Annotated in this window: 23 protein-coding genes and 3 tRNA genes; 14 read left to right on the forward strand and 12 right to left on the reverse strand. The window is 62.3% G+C overall.

Annotation, left to right across the window (positions count from 1 at the left end; genetic code table 11):
- Window positions 1–44: 44 nt before the first annotated feature.
- Window positions 45–968: a haloalkane dehalogenase gene (locus CW354_RS14360; protein ID WP_104830796.1), complete on the forward strand. Its 924-nt coding sequence runs from the start codon at window positions 45–47 to the stop codon at window positions 966–968.
- A gap of 2 nt (window positions 969–970) precedes the next feature.
- Here the strand turns inward: CW354_RS14360 and CW354_RS14365 are convergent, their stop codons facing one another.
- Both CW354_RS14365 and CW354_RS14370 read right to left on the reverse strand, forming a co-directional pair.
- On the reverse strand, window positions 971–1,498 hold the full coding sequence (locus CW354_RS14365; protein WP_104830797.1) for a hypothetical protein: 528 nt from the start codon (window positions 1,496–1,498) through the stop codon (window positions 971–973).
- 2 nt (window positions 1,499–1,500) lie between these two features.
- The gene (locus tag CW354_RS14370; protein WP_104830798.1) at window positions 1,501–3,645 is read right to left on the reverse strand and encodes a penicillin acylase family protein; all 2,145 of its coding nucleotides are present in this window, start codon (window positions 3,643–3,645) and stop codon (window positions 1,501–1,503) included.
- A gap of 118 nt (window positions 3,646–3,763) precedes the next feature.
- Here CW354_RS14370 and ggt point away from each other — a divergent pair, with 118 nt between their 5' ends.
- On the forward strand, window positions 3,764–5,503 hold the full coding sequence (gene ggt, locus CW354_RS14375; protein ID WP_104830799.1) for a gamma-glutamyltransferase: 1,740 nt from the start codon (window positions 3,764–3,766) through the stop codon (window positions 5,501–5,503).
- 62 nt (window positions 5,504–5,565) lie between these two features.
- Entirely contained in the window at window positions 5,566–7,113 is a 1,548-nt protein-coding gene (locus CW354_RS14380; protein WP_104830800.1) for an alkaline phosphatase family protein, read from the forward strand.
- A 73-nt stretch (window positions 7,114–7,186) separates the two neighbouring features.
- Here CW354_RS14380 and CW354_RS14385 read toward each other — a convergent pair whose 3' ends face one another.
- Window positions 7,187–8,113 (reverse strand): branched-chain amino acid transaminase, encoded by a 927-nt coding sequence (locus CW354_RS14385; protein ID WP_104830801.1) that lies wholly within the window; start codon window positions 8,111–8,113, stop codon window positions 7,187–7,189.
- 176 nt (window positions 8,114–8,289) lie between these two features.
- Between CW354_RS14385 and mazG the strand changes: the two genes are divergently transcribed.
- The 9 genes from mazG to CW354_RS14430 all read left to right on the forward strand — a co-directional run bounded on the left by mazG (window position 8,290) and on the right by CW354_RS14430 (window position 14,043).
- Window positions 8,290–9,126, forward strand: a complete 837-nt coding sequence (gene mazG / locus CW354_RS14390; protein WP_104830802.1) for a nucleoside triphosphate pyrophosphohydrolase — start codon at window positions 8,290–8,292, stop codon at window positions 9,124–9,126.
- A gap of 248 nt (window positions 9,127–9,374) precedes the next feature.
- Window positions 9,375–10,376 (forward strand): cysteine synthase A, encoded by a 1,002-nt coding sequence (locus tag CW354_RS14395; protein ID WP_104830803.1) that lies wholly within the window; start codon window positions 9,375–9,377, stop codon window positions 10,374–10,376.
- Window positions 10,377–10,464: 88 nt separating this feature from the next.
- The gene (sseA, locus tag CW354_RS14400) at window positions 10,465–11,316 is read left to right on the forward strand and encodes a 3-mercaptopyruvate sulfurtransferase (RefSeq protein WP_104830804.1); all 852 of its coding nucleotides are present in this window, start codon (window positions 10,465–10,467) and stop codon (window positions 11,314–11,316) included.
- On the forward strand, window positions 11,279–11,860 hold the full coding sequence (locus CW354_RS14405) for a GNAT family N-acetyltransferase (protein ID WP_165793732.1): 582 nt from the start codon (window positions 11,279–11,281) through the stop codon (window positions 11,858–11,860). The genes sseA and CW354_RS14405 overlap by 38 nt, the downstream gene beginning before the upstream one ends.
- A 49-nt stretch (window positions 11,861–11,909) precedes the next feature.
- Complete coding sequence (gene metC / locus CW354_RS14410; protein WP_104830806.1) at window positions 11,910–13,073, forward strand: cystathionine beta-lyase; 1,164 nt, start codon at window positions 11,910–11,912, stop codon at window positions 13,071–13,073.
- Window positions 13,074–13,092: 19 nt separating this feature from the next.
- A complete protein-coding gene (locus CW354_RS14415) occupies window positions 13,093–13,419 on the forward strand; it encodes a PEGA domain-containing protein (protein WP_104830807.1) in 327 nt (108 codons plus the stop codon).
- A 61-nt stretch (window positions 13,420–13,480) separates the two neighbouring features.
- Window positions 13,481–13,557 (forward strand) — tRNA-Pro (locus CW354_RS14420).
- A gap of 29 nt (window positions 13,558–13,586) precedes the next feature.
- The gene (locus CW354_RS14425) at window positions 13,587–13,895 is read left to right on the forward strand and encodes an ETC complex I subunit (RefSeq protein ID WP_104830808.1); all 309 of its coding nucleotides are present in this window, start codon (window positions 13,587–13,589) and stop codon (window positions 13,893–13,895) included.
- A gap of 71 nt (window positions 13,896–13,966) precedes the next feature.
- Window positions 13,967–14,043: transfer RNA gene (locus CW354_RS14430), tRNA-Arg, on the forward strand.
- Between the two features lie 119 nt (window positions 14,044–14,162).
- Here CW354_RS14430 and CW354_RS14435 read toward each other — a convergent pair.
- The 5 genes from CW354_RS14435 to recJ all read right to left on the reverse strand — a co-directional run bounded on the left by CW354_RS14435 (window position 14,163) and on the right by recJ (window position 18,725).
- A complete protein-coding gene (locus tag CW354_RS14435) occupies window positions 14,163–15,200 on the reverse strand; it encodes a carbon-nitrogen hydrolase family protein (RefSeq protein ID WP_104830809.1) in 1,038 nt (345 codons plus the stop codon).
- Between the two features lie 117 nt (window positions 15,201–15,317).
- Window positions 15,318–15,863, reverse strand: coding sequence for a cold-shock protein (locus tag CW354_RS14440; protein WP_104830810.1), 546 nt, complete (start codon window positions 15,861–15,863; stop codon window positions 15,318–15,320).
- A gap of 202 nt (window positions 15,864–16,065) precedes the next feature.
- Window positions 16,066–16,515 (reverse strand): YbjN domain-containing protein, encoded by a 450-nt coding sequence (locus tag CW354_RS14445; protein WP_104830811.1) that lies wholly within the window; start codon window positions 16,513–16,515, stop codon window positions 16,066–16,068.
- A gap of 152 nt (window positions 16,516–16,667) precedes the next feature.
- A tRNA-Glu gene (locus CW354_RS14450) sits at window positions 16,668–16,742 on the reverse strand.
- 174 nt (window positions 16,743–16,916) lie between these two features.
- Entirely contained in the window at window positions 16,917–18,725 is a 1,809-nt protein-coding gene (gene recJ, locus CW354_RS14455; RefSeq protein ID WP_104831074.1) for a single-stranded-DNA-specific exonuclease RecJ, read from the reverse strand.
- Window positions 18,726–18,959: 234 nt separating this feature from the next.
- Between recJ and CW354_RS14460 the strand changes: the two genes are divergently transcribed.
- Window positions 18,960–19,418: a PAS domain-containing protein gene (locus CW354_RS14460; protein WP_104830812.1), complete on the forward strand. Its 459-nt coding sequence runs from the start codon at window positions 18,960–18,962 to the stop codon at window positions 19,416–19,418.
- Window positions 19,419–19,429: 11 nt separating this feature from the next.
- On the opposite strand, the gene CW354_RS14465 is transcribed toward CW354_RS14460, so the two are convergent.
- From CW354_RS14465 to CW354_RS14480, 4 genes are all read right to left on the reverse strand, one after another.
- Window positions 19,430–20,389 (reverse strand): 2OG-Fe(II) oxygenase, encoded by a 960-nt coding sequence (locus CW354_RS14465; protein WP_104830813.1) that lies wholly within the window; start codon window positions 20,387–20,389, stop codon window positions 19,430–19,432.
- 72 nt (window positions 20,390–20,461) lie between these two features.
- Complete coding sequence (locus tag CW354_RS14470) at window positions 20,462–20,713, reverse strand: DUF3297 family protein (RefSeq protein WP_104830814.1); 252 nt, start codon at window positions 20,711–20,713, stop codon at window positions 20,462–20,464.
- 9 nt (window positions 20,714–20,722) lie between these two features.
- Window positions 20,723–21,682, reverse strand: a complete 960-nt coding sequence (gene glpX / locus CW354_RS14475; RefSeq protein ID WP_104830815.1) for a class II fructose-bisphosphatase — start codon at window positions 21,680–21,682, stop codon at window positions 20,723–20,725.
- A 54-nt stretch (window positions 21,683–21,736) separates the two neighbouring features.
- Window positions 21,737–22,213, reverse strand: a complete 477-nt coding sequence (locus CW354_RS14480) for a ubiquitin family protein (protein ID WP_104830816.1) — start codon at window positions 22,211–22,213, stop codon at window positions 21,737–21,739.
- Between the two features lie 71 nt (window positions 22,214–22,284).
- On the opposite strand from CW354_RS14480, the gene CW354_RS14485 reads away from it, so the two are divergent.
- Window positions 22,285–24,243 carry a PHA/PHB synthase family protein gene (locus CW354_RS14485; protein WP_104831075.1) on the forward strand — a complete coding sequence of 653 codons (1,959 nt, stop codon included), beginning with the start codon at window positions 22,285–22,287 and terminating at the stop codon, window positions 24,241–24,243.
- The last annotated feature ends 2 nt before the right edge of the window (window positions 24,244–24,245 follow it).

A 24,245-nucleotide genomic window follows, 5' to 3' on the forward strand; every position in this document is an offset into this window, starting at 1 on the left:
TAGCCGCGCCGGCGCGGAAGAAAACAACCGGAGGGAATAATTTCATGACAATCAACGCCTTGCGAACCCCCGACGAACGCTTCGAGGCCCTGCCGGACTGGCCCTATACGCCCCGCTATATCGACGATCTCCCCGGTTATGAGGGGCTCCGAATGCATTACGTCGATCACGGCCAGCGCGAGGGGCCGACATTTCTCTGCATCCACGGCGAGCCGAGCTGGGCCTATCTCTTCCGCAAGATGATCCCCGTCTTCGCCGCGGCGGGCCATCGCGCCGTCGCCGTCGACATGTTCGGTTTCGGACGCTCCGACAAGCCGGCGGACGATGAGACGTATACATATCATTTTCACCGCGACGCCCTCCTCGCCTTTGTGGAGCGGATGGACCTCAAAGACGTCTGTCTCGTGGTGCAGGACTGGGGCGGGGTTCTCGGCCTGACGCTCCCCATGGCGGCGCCGCAGCGTTATACGCGCGCCATCGTCATGAACACGGGGCTCCCCGCCGGAGAGGAAGCGCCCGAAGGCTTCGCCATGTGGCGCGCCTTCAACCGCTCCCAGCCCGATCTCGACGTCGCCGCGCTGATGAAACGCGCAACGCCGATCCTCACCGACGAGGAGGCCGCCGCCTACGCCGCGCCCTTCCCTGATGCGAGCTACAAGGGCGGCGTGCGGCGTTTTCCCGAACTCGTCATGCTGAAGGAACAGGGCAAGGAGCTGACTCCGGAGTCAGCCGAGGGCGTCGAAACCTCCCTCGCCGCGCGCAAATTCTGGTCGCAAGACTGGACGGGCGAGACGTTCATGGCCGTCGGCATGCAAGACCCGGTGCTCGGTCCGCCCGCCATGAAGGCGCTTCAGAAGATGATCAAGGGCTGCCCCGATCCGCTGGAAATCGCCAACGCCGGCCACTTCGTCCAGGAATGGGGCGAGCCGATTGCGAAAGCGGCGCTGGAGAAATTCGGGTTGGCGTGAGCTTACGGCGCCGAACCGGCGCCGACATGCTTTCGCAAGGACCGCAGAAACATATTTGTCCGCGCTGTCATCTCTTCGATCGGCGCGCGGGCCAGCGCCTCCTCGCTCCAGCCCTCCGGCGGATTTAAGTCGGCCTGCAAATCCGCCATCCTCTGACGCTCCTCCTCGTCAAGCGGCAGCGCTTCCGCCGCCGCCAGCATCGCCAGAAGCTCGTGGATCTTGCGCATGGCCAAAAAAGCGCGCGTCATCCGATCTTTCAGAGCGGGCTCTTCGAGCCAGCTGCGCCCTTCAAACACCTCCTGCGTCACCCGCTGCCCGGCGCCGAGACACTCATAGACAATGCAGCCGCTAAAGCCGAGCTCCTCTCGCTTTTCGTGAATCGTGCAGGCGCCGGAGGATGAAAGCTTCGGACAGGGCGTGCTCGCCGGTTTGTCGATGGCGAAGGACTCGGATTTGTCGAAAGCGGGCGCCATGCAGCAAAGGGCGGCGCATCGCGTGCAGTCGGCGCGCAACTCGGCGGTGTTGCTCATGGTTATTCGCCGCCCACCCTATAATCTCGCGTCGCTTCTTCGAACAGCGCCTCCAGCTCCATAGGCGGCTCCTTCCATTCTTCCGCAGCGAAGATCGGCGCCTGGTCGGCGTAATGGGGCGATGTCTCGTCGAGCGTCGCCGAGCCGAACTGGTGGATCGTCTTGATTTCAACATCCCGCGCGCCGGACCAATCCGCATAGAGAATATATGTGTCGCCGCCGACAGCTTTTAACGGTCCCTCGCCGTCGCGCTCGGGATAGACCGCGCGCAGCGTGTCCGGCCCGCCATTCAAAGGCAGCGAAAGATCGCCCCGCTTCAGGCGCACGGCCTCGCCCCATGTGGGGTCGATGCGTCCGAATTTCTCTTTCAGCTCCGCCGAAATGTCCCGCAGCGCCGTCTCGTAATCCGGCGTCTCGACGTCCTCGTCATTAAGGAGCGTCCCCCGCGCCCGCTGCGCCGTCAAAACCGCCAGCGCTGCAGACCGGCTGTCTTTCGTCACCGCGCCGTCCCAGGCGGCGAGCACGGCCCGCTCTTCTTCGAGATCCGCCGCATCGCCGGCGGCGAGGTCGCGCACCAGCTCCATGACGCGGGAGTTTTCGGCGTAAACATGATCTATCTTGTAGGCGACGAAGTCTTCCGATGTGATGGATGGATCGCCGCCGTAAAGCGCCTGTTCGCGAAGGCCGCGATTGGTGGTGCGCCGATCGACGCCATAATGAGGCGGAAAATCCGCCGGATCGGGATTGTCTTCCGGTCCCGACGATTGAAACGGCGTGTGATTGGCGTTCACCACATAGCCCGATAGCGGCATCACCACCTGCGGCACGTCATTAAGGGTGCGCTTGCCCGCCCAGACAAGCGCCGGATCGGACCCGTCCTGCGCTTTCGACCAGTCGGGCCCCGCCGCGCGTTTCGGGATCGCCGCATTGTAATAATAGGCGATGACGCCGTCGCCGTCGGCGTAAACTGCGTTGAGGCTGGGGAGCGCCAGCATCTCCATCGCTGCGCGCCATTCGGCATAATCGCTTGCGCGGTTCATGCGGTAATATTGTTCGAGGGCGCGGATCTCTCCCCTGCCCGCATAAGAAACCGCAAACCACCCCTTGTCGGTTTCAAAAACCGGTCCGTGAACGGAAGTTAAAGCCCGGCGCGTCACGGGCAGGCTGAACGGCCCCCATAACTTCACCCGGAACTTGATCTCCTTCACATCGAACTCGCGCCAGCCGCCGTCGAAACGGTACATGGACGGCTTTTTCGGATCGTCGACCTCCAGCTTATAGGCGTCGACGAGATCGGGCTTGTTGACGGTGAAGGCCCAGCCAAGATCGGGGCCGGCGCCGTGCAGGATGACCGGCGAGCCCGGAAAAATTCCGCCGATCATGTCCCAGCCTTCTTCGGACTTCACCCGCGCCTCGTACCAGGCGACAGGGCCCGTATAGGGCTGGTGCGAATTCACCATCAGCCGCGTATGGCCGTCGGCGCTGCGCACCGGCGCGACGGCGATGGCGTTGGAGCCGGTCTCAAACCCCGCCGGGACTTTCAGAAAGGCTTCGCGCGCCGTCGCTGCGCGCTCTTCAATATCGACCTCGCCGTCGAAAAGCTTTTTGAGGTGGTTGTCGAGGCCGTAGAAAAAGGGCTGACGCGCCGCGAACCCGGCGACCACATCCTCGCCTTTGACGGGTAACGCATCGCGGGTGCAGCGCGCACGGTCTTCGGCGCAATAGAAATTAATCCCCGCCGCATAGGCTTCAGCGAGCGCGCGCGTTCGCGCCACAAGATCGGTTTCATAGCGTTCGGCGATGTCGTCGCCCGCCCCCATGGCGCGGATCAGGTAGTCGGTGACCGCCGCGTCTTCGCCGTCGCGCCGGGCGAGATCGCCGCGGGAAAAGAGGATTACGGTCTCGATGGTCTTCCAGTCGTCTTCGGCATGGGCGTAAGCGAGACCGAAGGCGACATCGGCGTCGCGCGCGCCATAGATGTGGGGCACGCCAAAGGCGTCGCGGATGATGCGGGCGTCGAAAGCCTTCGCCGCCTCGCGCGCGGCGGCGGCGTCGAAGGGCGCGGGGGCCGGGGTTTTGAGGTAAAGCGCCGCGCCCGCCAGAATGACAAGCAGGGCCAGACCGCCAAACTTCAATATTTTCAACATGCTCCGCCCCGACCCTCAATTCCGGTCTAATGCCGATTGGCGCGATACTGCCATGGTTTTTGGCGGCGGAACCAGCCTATAAAACAGGGGAAAGCCCGCCACGCCCGGAAAGGACTGCATGCTTCACCGACTTTGCGCCCTGATCGCCGCCCTCGCCGTCAGTCTTTCCGCCAGCTTTGCGTTCGCTTTTGCTCAAGAGGTTCCGCCCCTCCCCAATGCGGTCCACAGCCCAAATGCGGGGCGCGAAGGCATGGTCGTCGCCGAAGAGCAGCGCGCGACGGAAATCGGCGCCGACATCCTGGCGCAGGGCGGCAACGCTGTCGACGCGGCTGTTGCAACCGCTTTCGCCCTTGCCGTCACCTATCCGGCCGCGGGCAATCTCGGCGGCGGCGGCTTCATGATGGTTTATCTCGCCGATGAAGACCGCGTTGTCGCCGTCGATTATCGCGAAATGGCGCCGGGCGCGGCGGATCGCGACATGTATCTCGACAAAGAGGGCGAGGTCGTTCGCGCGGACATCATGAAAACGCTCAAGGGCGCAGGCGTGCCAGGGACAGTGGCCGGCCTGCTTTATGCGCAGGAGAAATACGGCAGGCTTTCGCGAAAAGACGTGATGGCGCCGGCGATCCGGCTGGCGGAGAAAGGCTATCCCCTGCGCTATTACGATACGGCGCGGGTCGAAGCCTACCGTTCGCGGCTGACGCGCAACGAGGCGGCGCTCGCCGAGTTCTTCAAACCGGACGGCGCGGCTTACCTTCCCGGCGAAACTTTCAAGCGCAAGGACCTTGCGAAGACGCTGAAGGCAATTTCAAAGAAAGGCCGCGACGGCTTTTACAAGGGCTGGGTCGCGGATGCGATTGTCGCGGACATGCCCAATCATGGCGGGCTGATCAGCCATGACGATCTTGAAAACTACGAAGTGACGGAGCGCGACCCCGTGCGCGGGACGTATCGCGGCTATGACATCGTCTCCATGCCGCCGCCGAGCTCCGGCGGCGTTCATTTGATCGAGATGCTCAACATGCTGGAAACGCGCGCGCCCAGAAGCGGCCAGAGCGACGATGCGGAGACCCTGCACTTCCTCGCCGAGGTCATGCGCCGGGCCTATGCGGATCGCGCCGAGCATCTCGGCGATCCGGATTATGTCGACGTCCCGGTCGAGGGGCTGACCTCGAAGACTTACGCCCACGATCTCGCCGCGGCCATCGATCCGGACAGCGCGACGCCGTCCTCCAAGATCGGCGCCGGCGATCCTTATCCTTACGAGAGCGCCGATACGACGCATCTTTCCGTCATCGACGCTGAGGGGAACATGGTCGCCAATACTTATACGCTGAACGCCAGCTTCGGCTCGGGCATCGTCATCCCGGGAACGGGCGTTCTGATGAACAACGAGATGGACGATTTTTCCGCCGCGCCGGGCGTTCCCAATTATTACGGTCTCGTCGGCGACGAGAAAAACGCCATCGCCGCGGGCAAGCGCCCCCTCTCCTCCATGACGCCGACGCTCGTCTTCAAGGACGGCGAGCCCTATCTCGCAACCGGCGCGCAAGGCGGTTCGCGCATCATCACCGCCGTCCTGCAGGTGATCGTCAATGTCATCGATCGCGGCATGAATGTCGCCGACGCCACGGACCATCCGCGCATCCACCACCAATGGCTGCCCGACGAAATCCTCTATGAGCCGGGGCTCAGCGCCGATACGATCCGTCTTTTGGAGGCGAAGGGGCACACGCTGGAGCCGTTCGACTGGCACGCCACGCCGCAGACGCTTCTCTGGCGAGACGGCTGGGCCTATGGCTATGCCGACGAGCGAACGCCGGGCAGCGCCGCCTGTTCGCCGGACGGCGGCTGTTAGACGCCTACATAATTCTGTCGCATGAGCGCGGCAGATAGAATGCGAGTGAAATCATGACGGGAATGAAATCCATGAAAATTTATGCAGCGCTGCTGATGGGCGCGGGGCTCGCCGCCTGTACAAGCGCGCCGATGACAGAAACGGCGCCGAAGGCCGCCGCCACCGGCGACGCCTGGTTCGACGGCGCACAGGCGACTCTCGCCCAAAGGAAGACCGTCAAACCGGTCAAGACCAGAGCGAAAAACGTCATCCTCTTCATCGCCGACGGCATGGACCCGACCACCGTCGCCGCCGCGCGCATCTATGACGGCCAGTCCCGGGGCGAGGAAGGCGAGGAAAATCTCCTCTCCTTCGAGCGTTTTCCGAACCTCGCCATGTCGAAAACCTACAACACCGACATGCAAGTGCCGGATTCCGCCGGAACCATGAGCGCCATGGCGACAGGCTACAAAACCCGTATCGGACATATCTCGGTCAAAAAAGAAGTCCCGCGCAGCGATTGCGCAGCGAGCCTTTCCGCACACGCGCCGACCTTTGTGGAGATCGCGGAACAGGCGGGGCTTTCGACGGGCGTGATTTCGACCGCCCGCCTCACCCATGCGACGCCGGCGGCGACTTACGCCCATGTTCCCGACCGCGATTGGGAGCGCGACACGGATTTGCCCGAAGGCGCGTTCGAGGCAGGCTGCCGCGACATTGCGAGCCAGCTTATCGACTTTCCTTATGGCGACGGCGTCGATTTCGCCATGGGCGGCGGGCGCGCCAACTTCCTGCCCGAGGACGCCAAAGACCCGGAAGACGCGGATCGCACGGGCGGACGCAAGGACGGGCGCAACCTCGCCGCCGAATGGGTCTCGAAATCCGACCATCACGCCTTTGTCTGGAACAAGGAGCAATTCGACGCTGTCGATCCGGAAAGCGATCCGCGCGTGCTCGGCCTCTTTGAAATATCGCATATGAACTATGAAGCCGACCGCGAAAGCGACAAGGCGGGCGAGCCCTCGCTCGAAGACATGACCCGCAAAGCGATCCAAATTCTCTCGCGCGACGATGACGGCTTCGTCCTGATGGTCGAAGCAGGACGCGTCGATCATGCGCACCACATGGGCAACGCCGCGCGCGCGCTCATCGATGCGCAGGAATATAGCCAGGCCGTCGCAGCAGCCCGCGAGATGACAAGCCCCGAAGACACGCTGATCATCGCCACGGCCGATCATGGCCATACGCTCACCTTTGCGGGCTATCCGGCGAAGGGCAACGATATTCTCGGCCTGGTGCGTTATGTCAGCGACGGGGGCGAAAGCAAACTCATGCTCGCCGCAGATGGAAAACCCTATACAACGCTCGGCTACGCCAACGGACCGGGCTCGGTCTATCACAAGGGCGTCGATCATCGCGAACGGCCTATCGGCGATGAGGAAGAGGTCGAGGATCTCGAATATCTTCAGCCATCATTGGTGCCGACAGGCTCCGAAACCCATGGCGGCCAGGACGTCACCATCTACGCCTCAGGCCCGGACGCCTGGCTCTTCTCGGGCGTCGTCGAGCAGAATTACATCTTCCACGTGATGATGGATGCGCTGCGGCTTGATCCGCAGGTTGAAGAATAAAAAAGGCGGACGCGATTAACCGCATCCGCCGTTTTTCTTATCTGAAATAGAGCGTGAAGTTTCTCCGCCGGCCTTACGCCACCGGGTCGAGCCAGCCCCATTCGTCTTCGGTTTCGCCGGAGAAGATGCCGAAGAACATATCCTGGATCTGCGACGTGGCCGGACGATTGCCTTTGCCAACCGGCAGCCGGTCGATGGAGCGCACCGGGGTGATTTCCGCCGCCGTGCCCGTCAGGAACACCTCGTCCGCCGCGTACAGCATCTCGCGGGGGATCGACTGCTCCACGACTTCGTAACCGGCTTTCTTCGCCAGCGTGATCACCGTGTCGCGGGTGATGCCGGCGAGGATCGAGGACGCCGCCGTCGGCGTGTAGATTTTGCCGTTCATCACGATGAAGATGTTTTCGCCGGCGCCTTCCGACACCGTGCCGTCATGGGCGAGCCCCAGCCCTTCCGCAAAACCGGAAAGCTTGGCTTCCTGCGAGACGAGCCGGCTCGAGAGATAATTGCCGCCGGCCTTGACGCCCGCCGGGGTCGTGCCCGGCGCATTGCGCCGCCAGCTGGAGAACGCCACGTCGATGCCGTTCTTCAGGCCTTCCTCGCCAAGATAGGCGCCCCAGGGGAACGCTGCGATCGCGAAATCGGTCGGCGCGTCGAAAGCAGCCGGGCCCATCTCGCCATAGCCGAGAAAGGCGACGGGACGGATATAGGCGCTTTCAAGATCGTTCTTGGCGACCACGTCCTTGCAGACCTGCATGATCTCCTCGACGGAGTATTTCGACAGATCGATGCGGTAAACGCTGGCGGAGAAGAACAGGCGCTCGATATGTTCGCGGTTCCGGAATACGCATACGCCCTTATGCTTTGTGTTGTAGGCGCGCATCCCTTCGAACACCGAGGTCCCGTAATGGAGACCATGGGTCATTACGTGGGTTGTCGCCTCGGCCCAGGGGATCATTTCACCGTTGCGCCAGATATATTTGGCTTCCTGGATAGGCATGAGGGTCGTTCCTTCTACTGTTTTGAAGGCCGTCTGAATGGCTGAGCCACGCCGCAATTGCAAGCGTTGTCCGACATTCGGACCGGTCCATGGTGGCGTTTGGCGGGAATGTTCTCTAATCCGGGCGGAAGGAGCAGATTTCGCCCTGTCCGTAGTCAGACCGGAAAGCCGCGCCCATGACCGATGAAGTTTCCTCTCAAAACCCTTCCGAGGACGCCCGCAAGATCGACGCCCTTTTGGAGGTGATGGCCCGATTGAGGTCGCCAGAAGGCGGCTGTCCCTGGGATCTGGAGCAGAATTTCCGGACCATCGCGCCCTATACGGTCGAGGAGGCCTATGAGGTCGCGGACGCCATCGAGCGGGGCGATATGGCGGGGCTGAAGGAAGAGCTCGGCGATCTCCTCTTCCAGTCGGTCTTCCACGCCCAGATGGCGAAGGAGGAAGGTCTCTTTACGTTCGGCGATGTCGCCGAGGCTATCGCCGAGAAAATGATCCGCCGTCACCCCCATGTCTTCGGCGAGGACGATATGCGGTCATCCGAGGAGCAGACCGCGGCCTGGGAAGTGCAGAAAGCGGAAGAGCGGAAAGCCAAGGGCAAGGACGGCCTGCTTGACGATGTGCCCGCGGGCCTGCCCGGCCTCACCCGCGCCGTGAAGCTGCAAAAGCGCGCAGGACGCGTCGGTTTCGACTGGTCGGATGCGCGTTCCGTGCTCGACAAGATCGCCGAGGAAACAGAAGAGCTCACCGAGGCGATGGCGAACGCCGACAAGGATCATATCGAGGAAGAGTTCGGCGATCTTCTCTTCGTGCTCGCCAATCTCTCACGCCATCTCGACATCGATCCCGAAAGCGCGCTGCGCCGCGCCAACGAGAAATTCATCCGCCGCTTTAAACATATTGAGAAGACGTTTTCCGCGCGCGGCGAAAGCCTCGCCGATGCGTCGCTCGATGATATGGAAGCGGTCTGGAATGAGGCGAAGGCGCTGGATAAGACGGCGAAGGATCGCGCGTAATTCTCCCTCTTCCCCCGCTTGCGGGGAAGTCCCGGCGAAGCCGGGGATGGGGCTCACCCCCTCCGTCTCGCTGCGCTCGACACCTCCCCCGCATGCGGGGGAGGAAAAGCGGTGCGGTTAATGAGCATCTCCTCCCCACAATATCTCATCACGCTTGTTAGAAATTATGCCTTCAATCTCCCGCGAGGACGGGGCAAGTTGCGCCCAAATTGATCTATAAAAGACCGCCTTTCGGAGTACCGATTTCCATGACCGCCTATCAAGAGATGCTCGACCTCATCGGCAACACGCCGCTCATCAAGCTGAAACGCGCCTCGGAGGAGACAGGCTGCACCATTCTCGGCAAGGCGGAGTTTTTGAACCCCGGCCAGTCGGTGAAGGACCGGGCGGCGCTCGGCATCATCCGCGATGCGGAAAAGCGGGGCGTTCTGAAGCCCGGCGGCGTCATCGTCGAAGGCACGGCCGGCAATACCGGCATCGGCCTCGCCATGGTCGGCGCGGCGCTCGGCTACAAGACCAAGATCGTCATCCCGCGCACCCAGAGCGAAGAGAAGAAGATCGCCCTCAGGCTTCACGGCGCCGAGCTCATCGAAGTCGATGCGGTGCCTTACGCCAATCCCAATAACTATGTTCACTATTCGCGCCGCCTCGCCGAGGAACTCGCGGAAACCGAAGAGAACGGGGCGATCTGGGCGAACCAGTTCGACAATGTCGCGAACCGCGATTTTCATATCGCCACCACCGGCCCCGAAATCTGGAAGCAGACCGACGGCAAGGTCGACGGCTTCACCTGCGCCGTCGGCACCGGCGGCACGCTCGCCGGCGTTTCCATGGCGCTGAAAGAGCGCAACAAGGAGATCAAGACCGCCGTCAGCGATCCTGGCGGTTCGAAAATCTACTCCCTGATCAAATTCGGCAAGGACGAGACCGAAGGCGGATCGATCACAGAAGGCATCGGCCAGGGCCGCATCACCGCCAATCTCGAAGGCGCGCCCATCGATGACGGCTTCCGCATCGACGACGCGGACATGCTCGATGTTCTGTTCAAGCTCGTCATGGAGGAAGGCCTGTGCCTCGGCGGTTCCTCAGGCATCAATATCTGCGGCGCGATCCGTCTCGCCAAGGAGCTCGGCCCCGGCCACACCGTCGTCACCGTCCTCTGCGATTACGGCCACCGTTACGCTTCGAAGCTCTACAATCCCGAATTTCTCCGGGAAAAGAGCCTCCCGACGCCGGCTTGGCTGAGCTGATATCCTGATAAGGGCCAAAGGCGCGCTTTTTGACCTCTCCTCAAGGAGAAGATAAATCGTGATGTGAAATCACGCGAAAGCGGCGCACATGACCTTCGGCCCCCTCGTCTCCACCGACTGGCTCGCTGAGAATCTCGGCGAGAAAGACCTTAAAATCATCGACGGGTCCTGGCGCATGCCGGGCGAGCCGCCTGCGATTGAAAATTACAAGGCGCAACATATTCCGGGCGCCGTCTTTTTCGACATCGACGCCGTCGCCGACGCATCCACCGATCTTCCCCACATGCTGCCCGAACCGGAGCAATTCGAAGCGGCGGTCAGCGACATGGGGATCAGCGAGAACGACCGCATCGTCGTCTATGACGAAAAAGGGCTCTTTTCCGCGGCCCGCGTGTGGTGGACTTTCCGCGTCATGGGCCATGAGAATGTCGCCGTGCTCGACGGCGGCCTGCCGAAATGGCTGCAGGAAGGAAAGCCGGTCACGGCCGACGAAACCGTCCTGACACGGACGACATACAAGACCGAGCCGAAACCGCATTATTTCGCCGACGCTGAAGATGTGCGCGCCGCCCTCGCCGAGGGCGCGGTCGTGCTCGATGCGCGGTCTGAGGAACGCTTTTCCGGCAGGGCCGGCGAGCCCCGGGCGGGCCTTCGCGCCGGCCATATGCCGGGCGCGTCCTGCCTGCCCTTCGCCCTCGTTCTTGACGATTCAGGGCGGTTGCGCCCCCGGGAGGAGCTCGAACTCCTGTTCGCCAACGCCGGGGCGGAGCCCGGGGCCCGCGTCATTACGAGCTGTGGATCGGGCGTCACGGCTGCTATATTGTTCTTCGCGCTGGAGACCATCGGCGCGCGCCACGCCGCGGTTTATGACGGCTCCTGGAGCGAATGGGGAGACGAAAGACATGACGACGAGTTATTCCCCGTTGTCGCTGACGCCTGAGAGGCAAGACCGGATTGCGGTGACCATCACCTATCTGGAGCTGACTGCGCGCACGCCTCTTCCGCCGCTGTCCCCGCCCGGCCAAAAGATGAAGCTCGCGCTCATGCGCGCGGAAAATCCGCCGGTGCATTTCTACCGCTATCTCTACGATCTCGTAGGCGCGCCTTATAACTGGGTGAGCCGGCGCAAGATCGGCGACGAAGAGCTCGCCGCCATCATTCAGGACGAAGACGTCTATCTATACGTGCTTTACGCCGGCGGGGTTCCGGCCGGCATGGCGGAGATCGACGCGCGCGACCGGCGCGTACACGAGCTCAAATTCTTCGGCCTGACGCCGGACTTTACCGGCCGCGGTCTCGGGCGCTATTTCCTTGCCAATGTGATCGACCTCGCCTGGTCGCACGGGCCGGAAACGCTGCGGCTCGAGACCTGCACGCTCGATCACCCGGCGGCCCTGCCGCTTTATCAAAGGCTGGGCTTTTCGGTGATAGACCGGCGCTCCGGCTATGTGGAGCGCTACAATCCCGAGAATTCGCCGGGATAAGCGATTAAGACGCCTTCATGCGGCGTCCGACTTCAGCTAGAAAAATTCCATGAAAGACAAGACAAAACTGACGGTTGCGGGACGCCCGCATCACCGCCCCGCCCATCCCGTGAACACGCCCGTGGAGCGCGCCTCCACCTATCTCTTCCCGACCTATGACGACTATGTGGAGGGCGCGAAGTCGATCACCTATGGCCGGCTCGGCACGCCGACCCATCGCGCTTTCGAGGAAGCGGTGACGGCGCTCGAAGGCGGCTTCGAAACCCGCCTCGCGCCCTCGGGGCTCGCGGCCTGCACCGCGTCGCTTCTCGCTTTTGTGGAGGCGGGCGATCATGTCCTGATGACCGACGCCGCCTACGATCCGACGCGCAAATTCTGCGAGCGGTTTTTGAAGCGCTTCGGCGTCGAGACGACGTTTTACGATCCGGTTGCGGGCGAAGCGGAAATCGCCGCGCTGATGCGGCCCAATACGAAAGTGATTTTCGCAGAGTCGCCGGGCTCACTCACTTTCGAGGTTCAGGATCTGCCTGCGCTCGCCCGCGCCGCGCACGCCAAAGGCGCCAAACTCATCGTCGACAACACCTGGTCCGGCGGATATTTCTGCAAACCCATCGCGCTCGGCGCCGATGTCTCGTTACAGGCGGCGACGAAATATCTGGTGGGTCATGCGGACTGCCTTGTCGGAACCCTCACCTCCGCCGACGAGCAGACGGCGCAAAAGATCTATTACGCCCTCCTCCAGCTCGGCTCGAACGTTTCGGCCGATGACGCCTATCTTGCCCTACGCGGCATGCGCACGCTTTCCGCGCGCCTTGAGCGCCATCAGGAAAACGCCGGCGAGATCGTCAAATGGCTGAAAAAGCGCGACGAGGTCGAGCGCATCCTGCATCCGGCGCAGCGGACCTGCCCCGGCCACAATGTCTGGAAGCGCGATTTCACCGGCGCCTCGGGGCTGTTCGGCGTGGTCCTGAAGCCTGCGCCTCTCCATGCGGTGAAGGCGTTCTTCAACGCCTTCAAGCTGTTCGGCATCGGTTTTTCCTGGGGCGGCTATGAAAGCCTCGCAATTCCCGTAAAGCCCGAAAACTACCGCACGGCAACCGACTGGAAGGAAGAGGGCCCGGTCCTGCGCTTTCACGCCGGGCTTGAGGACATCGAGGATTTGAAAATCGACCTCGAACGTGCCTTTATAGCCATGGCGGGGGCCCGGAAATAATCCCTTGAGGGGAGGCTGTATGCGGATTTTGGCGGTTCTGGCGCTTGTTCCGGCCTTGTTGGCGACGAGCGGCTGCATGACGCTTGGCGGCATTGGCGACGGCGCAAGGCAGGTGACCGTCAACACCGAGCCCGCCGGCGCGCTTCTCGCGATCGACGGGGCCGGCGAATGCGAAACCCCTTGCAAGGTCAAGCTTGACGGACCGCGCCGGGCGCGCCTCGCCAAGGCGGGCTTTGTGACGCGGATCATCACCCTCACCCCGGACCGGCGCTCGCTTACCGTCCCGATGGAGCTCGCCGCGGCCACCGACGATGTGGACGCTGTCGCCCTTCCGTCGCTGGACTGACCTCTAAGCCCTTTACATCCGCCGCGAGATGACCGATCAGAGCGGCTTTGAAGGCCATCGGCGGGGCGTAGCGCAGCCTGGTAGCGCATCTGGTTTGGGACCAGAGGGTCGCAAGTTCGAATCTTGCCGCCCCGACCATCGGTCAGAGAAAAGGGAACACGGGAGTCATGTTCGCACGCATCTACAAGCCGCCGAAAAACGCCATGCAGTCCGGCAAGGCCAACACCGCCCGCTGGGTCCTGGAATTCGAGCCCGACATGGCGCGCCGGGTTGATCCGCTGATGGGCTGGACCAGCGGCGACGAGACGACCTCCGGCCAGGTGCGGATGAAATTCGACAGCAAAGACGAGGCGGTCGCTTATGCGGAGCGCCATGGCCTTCCCTTCACCCTCGAGGCCGAGCATGAAGCCGCGCCCCAGCCAAAGGCCTATTCGGACAATTTCTCTTTCAAACGCCGCAAGCCCTGGACGCATTAGGCGGTGTTAGGCGTCTGAAACGATTCCGGCCTAGACTGTTTCAGCCCAGACTGGCCGGCGCACGATGGTCCGGCCCCGTAGCTCAGCTGGATAGAGCACCGGCCTTCTAAGCCGATGGTCGCAGGTTCGAATCCTGCCGGGGTCGCCATTTTTATATCTCACGGCAGCTCGCTATGCTCGCGCCTCCGATAGGCGACCTGACCGGTCGGCGGCCGGTCGGCCGCTTGGATATCCGCGCAGAACCGTCTCCGTTTTACTTGTCCCGGCCTATTCGCCGTTGTCGTTCGTCTCGTCCCGGCGCAGCGGCCAGGCGGCGCTTTCTCCTTGCGGCGCAGTCGTATCCGGCCCCGCCTCGAAAGACGTCGCAATCTCCTGCTCACGATAATCGACCGCCAGACGCAACACATCGGGGCGCGCATAATGGCCCGCAGAGTCGGACACATATTTGAAGTTGACGATGTCGGCGAGATCGAGATCGGCGATGAGCATTTTTTCGTCGTCGCGATGCGGGCCTTCCATAATGTTTCCAAACGGGCCGATGATCGCGCTCCAGCCGCCGCCTTCGCGCATCATCTCCGGCCGGTCGGCAAAGCCGAGGCGCTCCAGCGTCGCCTTGTCGATGCGCGATTGCACATTGATGACGAAACACTGCCCTGCCGCAGCATGATGGCGCGCCGCCGCTTCGGAAAGGTCATCGAATACGCCGGAGCTCGGGTCGTGGCTCAGGGCGGAGCCCGCCGGCCAGGTCGCGATGTGAATTTGTTCGCCCTGGCTGGTCAGCGCATAGCGCGCGAGATCCATCGAATGCTCCCAGCAGATCAGCCCGCCCAGCTTTCCGAAAGGCGTGTCGATGACCCGCAGGCCGGAGCCGTCGCCGCGCCCCCAGACGGTGCGCTCGACACAGGTCGGCTGCAATTTGCGATGACGCGCGACAATGTCGCCATTGTCGTCGAAAGTCAGCAGCGTGTTGTACAGCGTGCCGCCGTCGCGCTCGGAAACCCCGACCACCACATAAGCGCCGGCTTTGCGCGCCGCTTCACCGATGGCGCGCGTCGCATCGCTGTCGACTTCAACGCTGTTGGCGAAAAGTTCGAAAAAGAAAGGTCCGCCCGTCGCAGGCGTGTGCGTCCATATCCAGAATGGATAGCCGGGAATGAACGTTTCCGGAAAGACGATCAGTTTTGCGCCTTCCGCTGCGGCGTCGGCGATCAGCTTGCAGCACTTCTCGACGCAGGCGTCGCGATCGAGAAAAGGCGATGCGACATGAAACGCGGCGACACGGACTTTCGGAAAAACATCTCCCACGGAACTCGGCCTTTCTAATTACTGACGAAAGCCGAATGTATACGGAAAACAAGAAAATGGCAGTGCTGTCGGCGAATTGGCTTTGGCGCGGCATGGGCGCCTGCAACGGGCCCGCGCTTAATTTTCAGGATCGGCTTTCACGTCAATAGCGAGAAGACCCTTGGCGCCTTTGCCGTAAGACACCTGCACGCGCGCGCCCTGCTGCAGCTCGCCAAGCCCTGAACGCCGCAGGGTCTCCATATGAACGAAGATGTCCTCGGTGCCGTCGCCGCGCGTCAGAAAGCCGTAGCCCTTGGCGCGGTTGAACCATTTCACCGTGGCGCGCTCGAATTCGCCCGCCGGCGTCTGATTGAGCACCGGCGCCGCCGGCGTCAACGGGGCGGCCGTCGTTTCGTCGATATGAAGAAGCCGCGCCGCCTGCAGGCCTTTTTCCCGGCGCACCACTTCGCACTCGACCGTGGCGCCTTCGCGCGCCGTCGTCATGCCCGCGGCCTTCAAACAGGTTGAATGAATGAGAATGTCGCCGTCGGCTTCGTCGGTGATGATGAACCCGTAGCCTTTCGCCGGATCAAACCACTTCACAACGCCCTTAATGGTGAACCGTTCTTCTTCGGCGCCGGTTGTATCATCCTCCCCGCGCGATGGATCAAACCGCTCGTCCATGATGCTCTTGGTACCCCTGTCGCGCCCTAAACTGATATTCTTTTTCGTTAACTATAATCCGCCCGCCCGCGAACACTAATCCTTTCGTGCAAAAAATGCACTATTTTAGTTTGCGATTTGGATTTTTTCGCGGTGCAGTTGTGCGCGTTGGTTATTAGATAACATTACGGCGCCGTGACGCGCGCGGATCAAAATCGTCCGCTTACGCCACAACCTGCGATTCAAGATGATCCATGAATGAACTGATCAGCATCAGGAAAACGTCGAAATCGGATTCGATGTTCTCGATCGACGCGCCGCCCGCGCCGTTGCGGTCCATCTGCAAGGTCAGATCGCCGTCATCGTCAACATAAACGCGACCGAATTTCACATCGTTGTTGAACTGGTTCAGGACATCGTAGCTGACGCTGCTTGCATCCACCTCAAAGAGCCAGGTGCGGTAGGAAATGTCGCCGTCGGGCCCGATGATGTCGATGCGGATGTCGTAGTCGGCGACGCGCACGAAAAGCGTGTGCGGGCCGACATCCTGAACCGAATAGCCCTGCGAGGTAAGCGTCTCCGCAATTTCGGATTTCGAAAGATTTCCCGCCATGGCCGAGACCGGCGCACAGATAACGAGAAATGCGGCTGCGATTGCGAGAATTCCCCTCATGGACCTGACCCCTCCGTCCGAACGCGGTTAACAACCCTTAATAGACGGCAAAACAGGTTTGGAATCAATGACGATATGGGGTTTTCACCCCTCTTGCCGCGCGCGCACAGCGAGCGCGATGCAAGCAACACGGGAATGTTTCGGATGGAAAATGGCAGGCCCTAGGGGAATCGAACCCCTCTTTCCAGGTTGAAAACCTGGCGTCCTAACCGATAGACGAAGGGCCCGCACGAGGAAGCGCTGTATAGGCGCCTGCCCGCACCCATGCAAGCCCCTTTTCGCGCGCTGCGCCAAGTTTTCCGCCGGTCGCAGAGCCGGGCCGCACGGGGCCGGATTTGCGGGAATTCGAGGGCCGCCTATCCGCCGCCCCGGAAACGGCGCCAGGCGCGCACCGCCTCACTTTAAAGCGCCGGCGCGGCGTCGGTGATCTGCAGTTGACCGGCGTCGCCGCCGCGCCAGTCATCGGCCCGGATTTTCCCGGCGACATGAAACCGCCCGCCGGACCGCAGGATTTCGCCCAAGGGCCCGCCCTCGGCCCGGAAGGCGATGGCGCGCGCCGCCTCGCCCGTCTGGCTGGTCAGCGTCAGAGAGAGATGGCCCTTGCCCACGGTCTTCAGATAGGCGGCGCGGCAGTCGGTGAGCGCAAATTGCGGCTCCGGATTGCCGGGGCCGTAGGGCCCAGCAGCGGCGACCAGATCGGCGAAGCTTTTCGTGACGGCGCTTGGGGAAACCACGGCGTCAATCTCGAGGCTGCGATTGGCGCGGGCCATCACCACGGCGCGGGCGAGCCGTTCATTCAAAAGCCGGCGGAAATCGCCGATGCGGGCGGGGTCAATGGTGAGGCCCGCCGCCATGGCGTGCCCGCCCCCGGCGACGAGGACGCCCTCTTCGCGCGCCGCCGACACCGCCGCGCCGAGATCGACGCCGGTGATCGAACGGCCGGAGCCTTTGCCGGTTCCTTCGTCGACGCCGATGACCACGACCGGCCGGTCGTAAAGTTCCTTCAGGCGCCCGGCGACGATGCCGATGACGCCCGGATGCCAGCCCTCGCCCGCCGTGACGATGACGTCGTCCGCATGGCGCTGGTTGCTCTCGATGTCGCGCAGGGCCGCCGCCTGCACCTCCGCCTCGATTTCCTGGCGCTCGGCGTTGAGGACATGCAGGCGCTCAACGAGGTCCTTGCGCTTTTCCGGGTCCTGCGTCGTCATCAGTTTGAAAGCGAGCCGGGCGTGGCCGATGCGCCCCGCCGCATTGATGCGCGGCCCGATAAGAAAGCCGAGATGATAGGCCGAGGGCGCGCCCTTCATGCCGGCGCGCGCGCCCAAGGCCTTGAGGCCCTGATTGCCCTCGCCCCCGAGCACTTTGAGCCCTTGCGCCACCATCACGCGGGTGAGGCCGGTGATCGGCATGACGTCGCAGACAAGCCCGAGCGCCGCGAGATCGAGCAGTCCCAGAAGGCTGGGCTCCGGGCGATCCTTGAAAAATCCGTCCTCACGCAAGGCGCGGTTCAACGCCACCAGCCCCATGAAGACGACGCCGGCCGCGGAAAGCCCGCCGAGCCCCGATGCGTCGTCCGGGCGGTTCGGGTTGACGACAGCGGCCGCGCCTTCCGGCGGCGGGCCGCTCATCTGGTGATGGTCGAAGACGACAATGTCGACGCCGTCCTTCGCGGCTTCTTCAACCGGCTCATGCGCCGCCGCGCCGCAATCGACGGTGACGATCAGATGCGCGCCGTCCCGATGGAGCTGTTTGAACGCCGCGGCGCTCGGTCCGTATCCTTCCATGATGCGGTCCGGCAGATAGATGAGCGATTTGACGCCGATGGCGTCGAAATAAAGCTTCAGCATCGCCGCGGCGGTTGTTCCGTCCACGTCGTAATCGCCGAAAACGCCGATGGTCTCGCCGTCGCGGATGGCCCTGGCGAGCCGCGCCGCCGCGCGCTCCATATCTTTGAGAACGAAGGGATCGGGCATCGCGTCGCGCAGCGAAGGATTGAGATAGCTTTGCGTCTCCTCCGCGTCGACGCCCCTTGCAGCAAGAATGCGCGCCAATACCGGGTCGAGGCCGGCGGCCCCGGCGATCGCCGCCGCGGCGTCCGCATCGGCTTCGCGCAGCCGCCAGCGCCGCCCCGAGGCGCTCTCGCCCATGGCGGGCAGGTCGATGAGCGGCATGGCGGCGTCGAAACTTGAAAGGGCGGGATCAGCATTCATGAGCGCAATGGGGGGTGATTCGGGCGCCGCCGGGGCGGTTAACTTTCCCAAACCCGCCGTCGGCATGGCCTTGTAAGCAATTGGTAACCTCACTCCCGAAAAACTTAAGATAATTATCAGCTTGTGCGCTTTTACTCATCTTGCGCCTGTTCTGCGGGCCGGTGTGAAGGAACACTATCATGCTGTTTTTCATAGCGTTTGACCTGTGCTGCTGCAGCGCTCGCGTGGCCGCCCATGTCTGAGGAGATTTCCTACGCCGCCGGTTTTGCCGGCTATGACGCCTTTCTGAAAGGCCTGATGGCCGCCGCGCCGGACATGATGGTCGCCTGCGACGGGGATTTCCGCATTTTGAGCGGCAATGAGGCGGCCCGGGCCTGTCTCGGACGCCGGGAAAGCGCTTTTCTGGGCCGCGCCATCGACGACTTCCTGCCCAGTCTCAGCGCGGATTTGAGAAGGCTGGGCCGCGGGCCGTTTCTGATCACAGGCCGTCGGGCCTGCCGCCATAATGGCGACAGCTTTCCCGTCGAAATCCGCGGCTATGCGGGCGCGGCGGACGGCGAAACCCGCTACCTCCTGTTCATCTGCGATCTTTCCAAACAGGCAAGCGCGGACGAGCAGCGCGGCCGGGTGCAACAGCTCGTGGAAGAAGGCCGCACGCACAACGACATCGTGTTCGAAAGAGTTCAGCCCTAAACAGCCGGTCTCTACGCCGCATCGTGAAAGATGACGCCTAGGCAGTAGCGCGCCCCGCTCCTGACTTCCGAAACGCCGTGGCGCATTTTCACGCGATAGGTTCCGCGCGCGCCTTCCAGGGGCCGCTCATTGACGGCGAAAGCGATGGCGCTTCCCTTTTCAAGCGGCGCGACCATAGCGCGGGACTGACGCCGCGGCGTCTGCTCGGTCATTACGAATTCGCCGCCCTCGAAATCGCGCCCGGGCTGTGACAACAAAATCGCAATCTGGATCGGAAACACTTCGCCGCCATAAAGATCCTGGTGCAGACGATTATAATCGCCGGGCCCGTATTTGAGGATCAGCGGCGTCGGGCGCTTCTGACCGGCTTTTGCGCAGCGCCTGCGATAGGCCGCATGATCGTGCGGATAGGTCCGATCCTGTTTCAGCGCTTTCGCCCATTCGTTCGCCAGCGGCGCCAGCTTCTCATAAAGGCCGGTCCTTAAGTCGGAAACCAATTGCGGCGCGGGATCGGCGAAATAGCGGTATTCCCCTTCGCCGAAGCCGTGACGGCGCATCACCACGCGCGAGCGGTAAAGCGCATCCTCTTCATACGCGTTGATCAGCCCCGCGCAGTCTTCATCGCTCAAAAGACGGCCCAGCGCCGCCCAACCATTTGTGTTGAGCGCGTCATGGGCGCGGCCCCAGTCGAGCTCATCAATGCGGTCCTTTACGCCGCCGATGAGAAAGCGGTCCGGGCGGCAGCGTTTGCAGGGGCGAAAACCCGCCGCCTCCGCTTCGGCCCGGGTCTCGGTGAAAAAGACATTCTCGCGTTTGGGGCGGCCGGAGCAGGACGGCAGGCAGTAAACGCCTGTGGTTTTGACACAGGTCCAGAACGTCCCGTCAGCCGACGCATCACGCCGCAAAACGGCGTCCCAGCGTTCGCTGTCGAGGTCTTCGGGCGGGTGAACGAGACGCAAAGATGCGGACATGGGCGGCCTCCTTTATTCAAGGCCGCCAGCCTAACAGGCGGAGGCGGTGGCCGCCGCCCGGTTCTTGCGGGGCTATTTGCGCTCTTTGATGTAGGGCTCGACCTTGCCTTTGAGCGTAATGGTCAGGGGATTGCCCTTGCGGTCGAGGCTCTTGCCCGCGGCGACCTTAATCCAGCCTTCGGAAATGCAATATTCCTCGACATTGGTCTTTTCCGCGCCGTTGAAGAGGATGCCCACCTCATGTTCGAGGATCGCCGCATTGTAATGCGGGCTCTTCGGATTGACGGACAAACGGTCGGGAAGCTCAGGAAGCTCTTCTGACATGGGCTCCTCCTAGCGTTCCGAGCGCGCCCGGATATAGCGGATCGTGCGGGTTTTCGAGCGCATCACCACCGTATGGGTGTGGACATAGCCCGGCTCCCAGCGGACGCCGTTGAGCATGGTGCCGTCGGTGACGCCCGTCGCCGCGAAGAAAACGTCGCCGGAGGCGAGATCCATGAGGCTGTATTTCTTATTGAGATCGGTGATGCCGAGGCGCTCGGCGCGCCCGCGCTCATCGTCATTACGGAAATGCAGGCGGCCCTGCATCTGCCCGCCGACACAGCGAAGCGCCGCCGCGGCCAAGACGCCTTCGGGCGCGCCGCCCCGACCCACATAAAGGTCGATGCCGGTCGTTTTTTCCGTCGTGTGAAAAACGCCGGCGACGTCTCCATCGGGAATGAGGAAGACCCGCGAGCCCATCTTGCGGGCGCCGTCGATCAGCGGCTTGTGGCGCTCGCGGTCGAGAATGCACAGCGTGATGTCGTCGGTTCCGACATTCTTTTCCTTGGCGAGCGCCTCGATATTGTCTTCCACCGGCGCGTCGAGATCGATGATCCCGTCCGGAAAACCGGGCCCGCAGGCGACCTTGTCCATGTAAACGTCCGGCGCATGAAGCATGGTGCCGCCCTGCGCCATGGCGACGACGGCGAGCGCATTCGACATGGCCTTGGCGGTCAGCGTCGTGCCTTCCAGCGGATCGAGGGCGATGTCGACCTTGGGACCGTCGCCGAGCCCAACCTTCTCGCCGATATAAAGCATCGGCGCTTCGTCGCGCTCGCCTTCGCCGATCACGACCTTGCCGTCGATATGGAGCTTGTTCAGCGCATCGCGCAAGGCTGTGACGGCTGCATCGTCGGCGCCTTCCTTGTCGCCCCGCCCGATCATCTTCGAGGCGGCGATGGCGGCGGCCTCGGTGCAGCGGCCGACCTCCATGGTCAATACGCGGTCTAGAAACTTCTCATCTGCGGACATCTTGCTCTTTCCATATTCCAGTCAGGCCGGGCGCCCGTCGCCCGGCGAAAAATCTCATTGCGCCTCGGACGGCGGCTCCAGCTTGTCGCGGCGCTCCTGCGCGGCCGCTGCGCTGTCGCGCGCCACCCGTTCTTTCAGGGCGTCGCCTTCCGCGTGCAAATCGTCGGCCAGTTCAGCTTCAGAGGCGGCCCGGTCGGCGGCGACCTCCTCATCCAGGCGCTCGCGCAGGCCGGTCAGCTCTTCCATTTGCTCCTCGACCGTCTTGGGCGAGGGCTTTTCCGGCCGGTCCTCTTTGCCCGGGGTTTTGGAGAGATCGGGAAACTCGCCGCCGCCCTGCTCGGCCCGGCGCTCGGCGATTCGCGCCGCCACATCCGGGTTTTGCGGTTTGTCGCCGGCGATCTCTTCATACTTAACGATGCCCGGCGGAGCGAACCGGGAAAGGTCGGCATTCGCGCATCCCCCGGCCGCCAGCAATCCGGCCGCCGCAAAGACGTAGGAAATAAGCGAAAGAGACAGTTTTACAGCGGACACGCGGCCATCCTATAAGGGCCCAAGGACGATACAAACAGGACCTTTAACCCTTAACCGGGCGTGTGGCGCAAGTGAAAGACGAAACCGGCAAAAAATCCCCTTCCAAGAAGCGGAAAAAGGCGAAAAAAAAGGCCGCTGGAACGGGCTCCGCCGCTCAAAAGCCAGACAAAACGAAGGCCGAGGACAATCCAAAATCCGCCTCGTCTTCGTCCGGCAAGGCGTCGCAAGAAGGCCCGCGCTCCCTTTACGGGGATTTCGACGCCCTTTCCGAATATCTCACCGAGGTCAGCGGCAGGAGCCAGGAAGTCCTGCGCGAGTTCGCCCTGCGCAATCAGGACATGCGCCGGCTCACCGGCCAGATCCCCGCCGACCCCATGAATATCGGCGAAGCCTTTCAGGAAATGATGAAGGGCCTTTCCATTGATCCGGGCCTCGTCATGCAGCGCCAGTTCATGCTGTGGGGCGAGTACGCCCGGCTGATGGCCAATATGTCCCTAAAGATCGCCGGCGAGGAAACGAAACCCGCCATCGAGCCCGAAAAGACGGACAAGCGCTTCGCCCATCCGGCGTGGAACGACAATCCCATGCTGGATTTCGTCAAGCAGTTCTATCTCATCTTTGCGCGCTGGCTCGAAAAGACCATCGCCGAAATCGACTTCGAGGACGAGCACGATAAGAAAAAAGCGGAGTTTTTCACCCGCCAGTTTATCGACGCTTTCGCGCCGTCGAACTTCGCCATGTTCAATCCGGAAGTGATCGAGGCGACGCTCGACTCGAAAGGCGAAAACCTTCTGAAGGGTTTGAAGAACTTTCTCGAAGATATCGACCGCGGCCATGGCGAACTGGCGATCCGGCAGGCCGACCTCAACTATTTCAAGCTCGGCGAGAACATTGCGACGACGCCGGGCAAGGTGGTTTTCCAGAACGAGATCTTCCAGCTCATTCAATATACGCCGACTACGGAAAAAGTCGCGAAGACGCCGATGCTGATCGTCCCGCCCTGGATCAACAAGTTCTACATCCTCGATCTGCAGCCGCAGAACTCCTTCATTCACTGGTTGGTGGATCAGGGCCGCACGGTGTTCGTCATGTCATGGGTCAATCCGGGCCCGGAGCTCAAAGACAAGACGTTCGAAGATTATATCAAGCAGGGTTTTTTCGAGGCGCTGGACGCCGTGAAGAAAGCGACCGGCGAGGAGAAAGCCGATGTGATCGGCTACTGCATCGGCGGGACGATGCTCTCGACGGCGCTCGCCCTGATGGCGAAAAAGGGCGACAAACGCGTCAATTCAGCCACCTTTTTCACGGCGCAGGCGGATTTTAAGGAATCCGGCGATCTTCTTCTCTTTGTCGACGACGAACAGCTCGACGCCATCGAGAAACAGATGGATGCGGCGGGCGGCGTTCTCGAAGGACGCGCCATGGCGACGACCTTCAACATGCTGCGCTCCAACGACCTCATCTGGTCCTTCGTCATCAATAACTACCTGAAAGGCCAGGATCCGGCGCGATTCGATCTCCTCTACTGGAACTCGGATGCGACGCGCATGCCGAAAAAAGTCCATCTGTTTTACCTGCGCGAATTCTACCAGCATAACCGCCTCGCCAAGGGCGACATGGTGATGGACAACCACAAGCTCGATCTCGGCGACGTGACGCTTCCTATCTTCATGCAGGCGGGCGAGACCGACCATATCGCGCCTCATAATTCCGTCTACAGAACGGCGCGTTTGTTCGCCTCCGGCGAAAACAGCAAAGTGGAATACATGCTCGCCGGCTCCGGGCATATTGCGGGCGTCGTCAACCATCCCGACAAGCACAAATACCATCACTCGATCAACAAGAAGCTGCCGAAGACGCTCGAAGAATGGAAGGCCGGCGCCGAACGCCATCCGGGCTCCTGGTGGCCTTACTGGATCGAGTGGCTGAACGGCGTCAGCCCGGGCGAAACGCAAGCGCGCCAGCCCGGCGATGGCGGTCTCGAGGTCATCGAGGATGCGCCGGGGAGCTATGTCAAAGTGAAGGCCTGAGC

The organism is Hyphococcus luteus, from assembly GCF_002943565.1.
GTDB classification, from domain to species: domain Bacteria; phylum Pseudomonadota; class Alphaproteobacteria; order Caulobacterales; family Parvularculaceae; genus Hyphococcus; species Hyphococcus luteus.

Excerpts from the sequence above, each read along its gene's own strand:
- CW354_RS14360 (WP_104830796.1), top strand. The coding sequence starts at position 45 with ATGACAATCAACGCCTTGCGAACCCCCGACGAACGCTTCGAGGCCCTG.
- CW354_RS14365 (WP_104830797.1), bottom strand. The coding sequence starts at position 1,498 with ATGAGCAACACCGCCGAGTTGCGCGCCGACTGCACGCGATGCGCCGCC.
- CW354_RS14370 (WP_104830798.1), bottom strand. The coding sequence starts at position 3,645 with ATGTTGAAAATATTGAAGTTTGGCGGTCTGGCCCTGCTTGTCATTCTG.
- ggt (WP_104830799.1), top strand. The coding sequence starts at position 3,764 with ATGCTTCACCGACTTTGCGCCCTGATCGCCGCCCTCGCCGTCAGTCTT.
- CW354_RS14380 (WP_104830800.1), top strand. The coding sequence starts at position 5,566 with ATGAAATCCATGAAAATTTATGCAGCGCTGCTGATGGGCGCGGGGCTC.
- CW354_RS14385 (WP_104830801.1), bottom strand. The coding sequence starts at position 8,113 with ATGCCTATCCAGGAAGCCAAATATATCTGGCGCAACGGTGAAATGATC.
- mazG (WP_104830802.1), top strand. The coding sequence starts at position 8,290 with ATGACCGATGAAGTTTCCTCTCAAAACCCTTCCGAGGACGCCCGCAAG.
- CW354_RS14395 (WP_104830803.1), top strand. The coding sequence starts at position 9,375 with ATGACCGCCTATCAAGAGATGCTCGACCTCATCGGCAACACGCCGCTC.
- sseA (WP_104830804.1), top strand. The coding sequence starts at position 10,465 with ATGACCTTCGGCCCCCTCGTCTCCACCGACTGGCTCGCTGAGAATCTC.
- CW354_RS14405 (WP_165793732.1), top strand. The coding sequence starts at position 11,279 with ATGACGACGAGTTATTCCCCGTTGTCGCTGACGCCTGAGAGGCAAGAC.
- metC (WP_104830806.1), top strand. The coding sequence starts at position 11,910 with ATGAAAGACAAGACAAAACTGACGGTTGCGGGACGCCCGCATCACCGC.
- CW354_RS14415 (WP_104830807.1), top strand. The coding sequence starts at position 13,093 with ATGCGGATTTTGGCGGTTCTGGCGCTTGTTCCGGCCTTGTTGGCGACG.
- CW354_RS14425 (WP_104830808.1), top strand. The coding sequence starts at position 13,587 with ATGTTCGCACGCATCTACAAGCCGCCGAAAAACGCCATGCAGTCCGGC.
- CW354_RS14440 (WP_104830810.1), bottom strand. The coding sequence starts at position 15,863 with ATGGACGAGCGGTTTGATCCATCGCGCGGGGAGGATGATACAACCGGC.
- CW354_RS14445 (WP_104830811.1), bottom strand. The coding sequence starts at position 16,515 with ATGAGGGGAATTCTCGCAATCGCAGCCGCATTTCTCGTTATCTGTGCG.
- recJ (WP_104831074.1), bottom strand. The coding sequence starts at position 18,725 with ATGAATGCTGATCCCGCCCTTTCAAGTTTCGACGCCGCCATGCCGCTC.
- CW354_RS14460 (WP_104830812.1), top strand. The coding sequence starts at position 18,960 with ATGTCTGAGGAGATTTCCTACGCCGCCGGTTTTGCCGGCTATGACGCC.
- CW354_RS14465 (WP_104830813.1), bottom strand. The coding sequence starts at position 20,389 with ATGTCCGCATCTTTGCGTCTCGTTCACCCGCCCGAAGACCTCGACAGC.
- CW354_RS14470 (WP_104830814.1), bottom strand. The coding sequence starts at position 20,713 with ATGTCAGAAGAGCTTCCTGAGCTTCCCGACCGTTTGTCCGTCAATCCG.
- glpX (WP_104830815.1), bottom strand. The coding sequence starts at position 21,682 with ATGTCCGCAGATGAGAAGTTTCTAGACCGCGTATTGACCATGGAGGTC.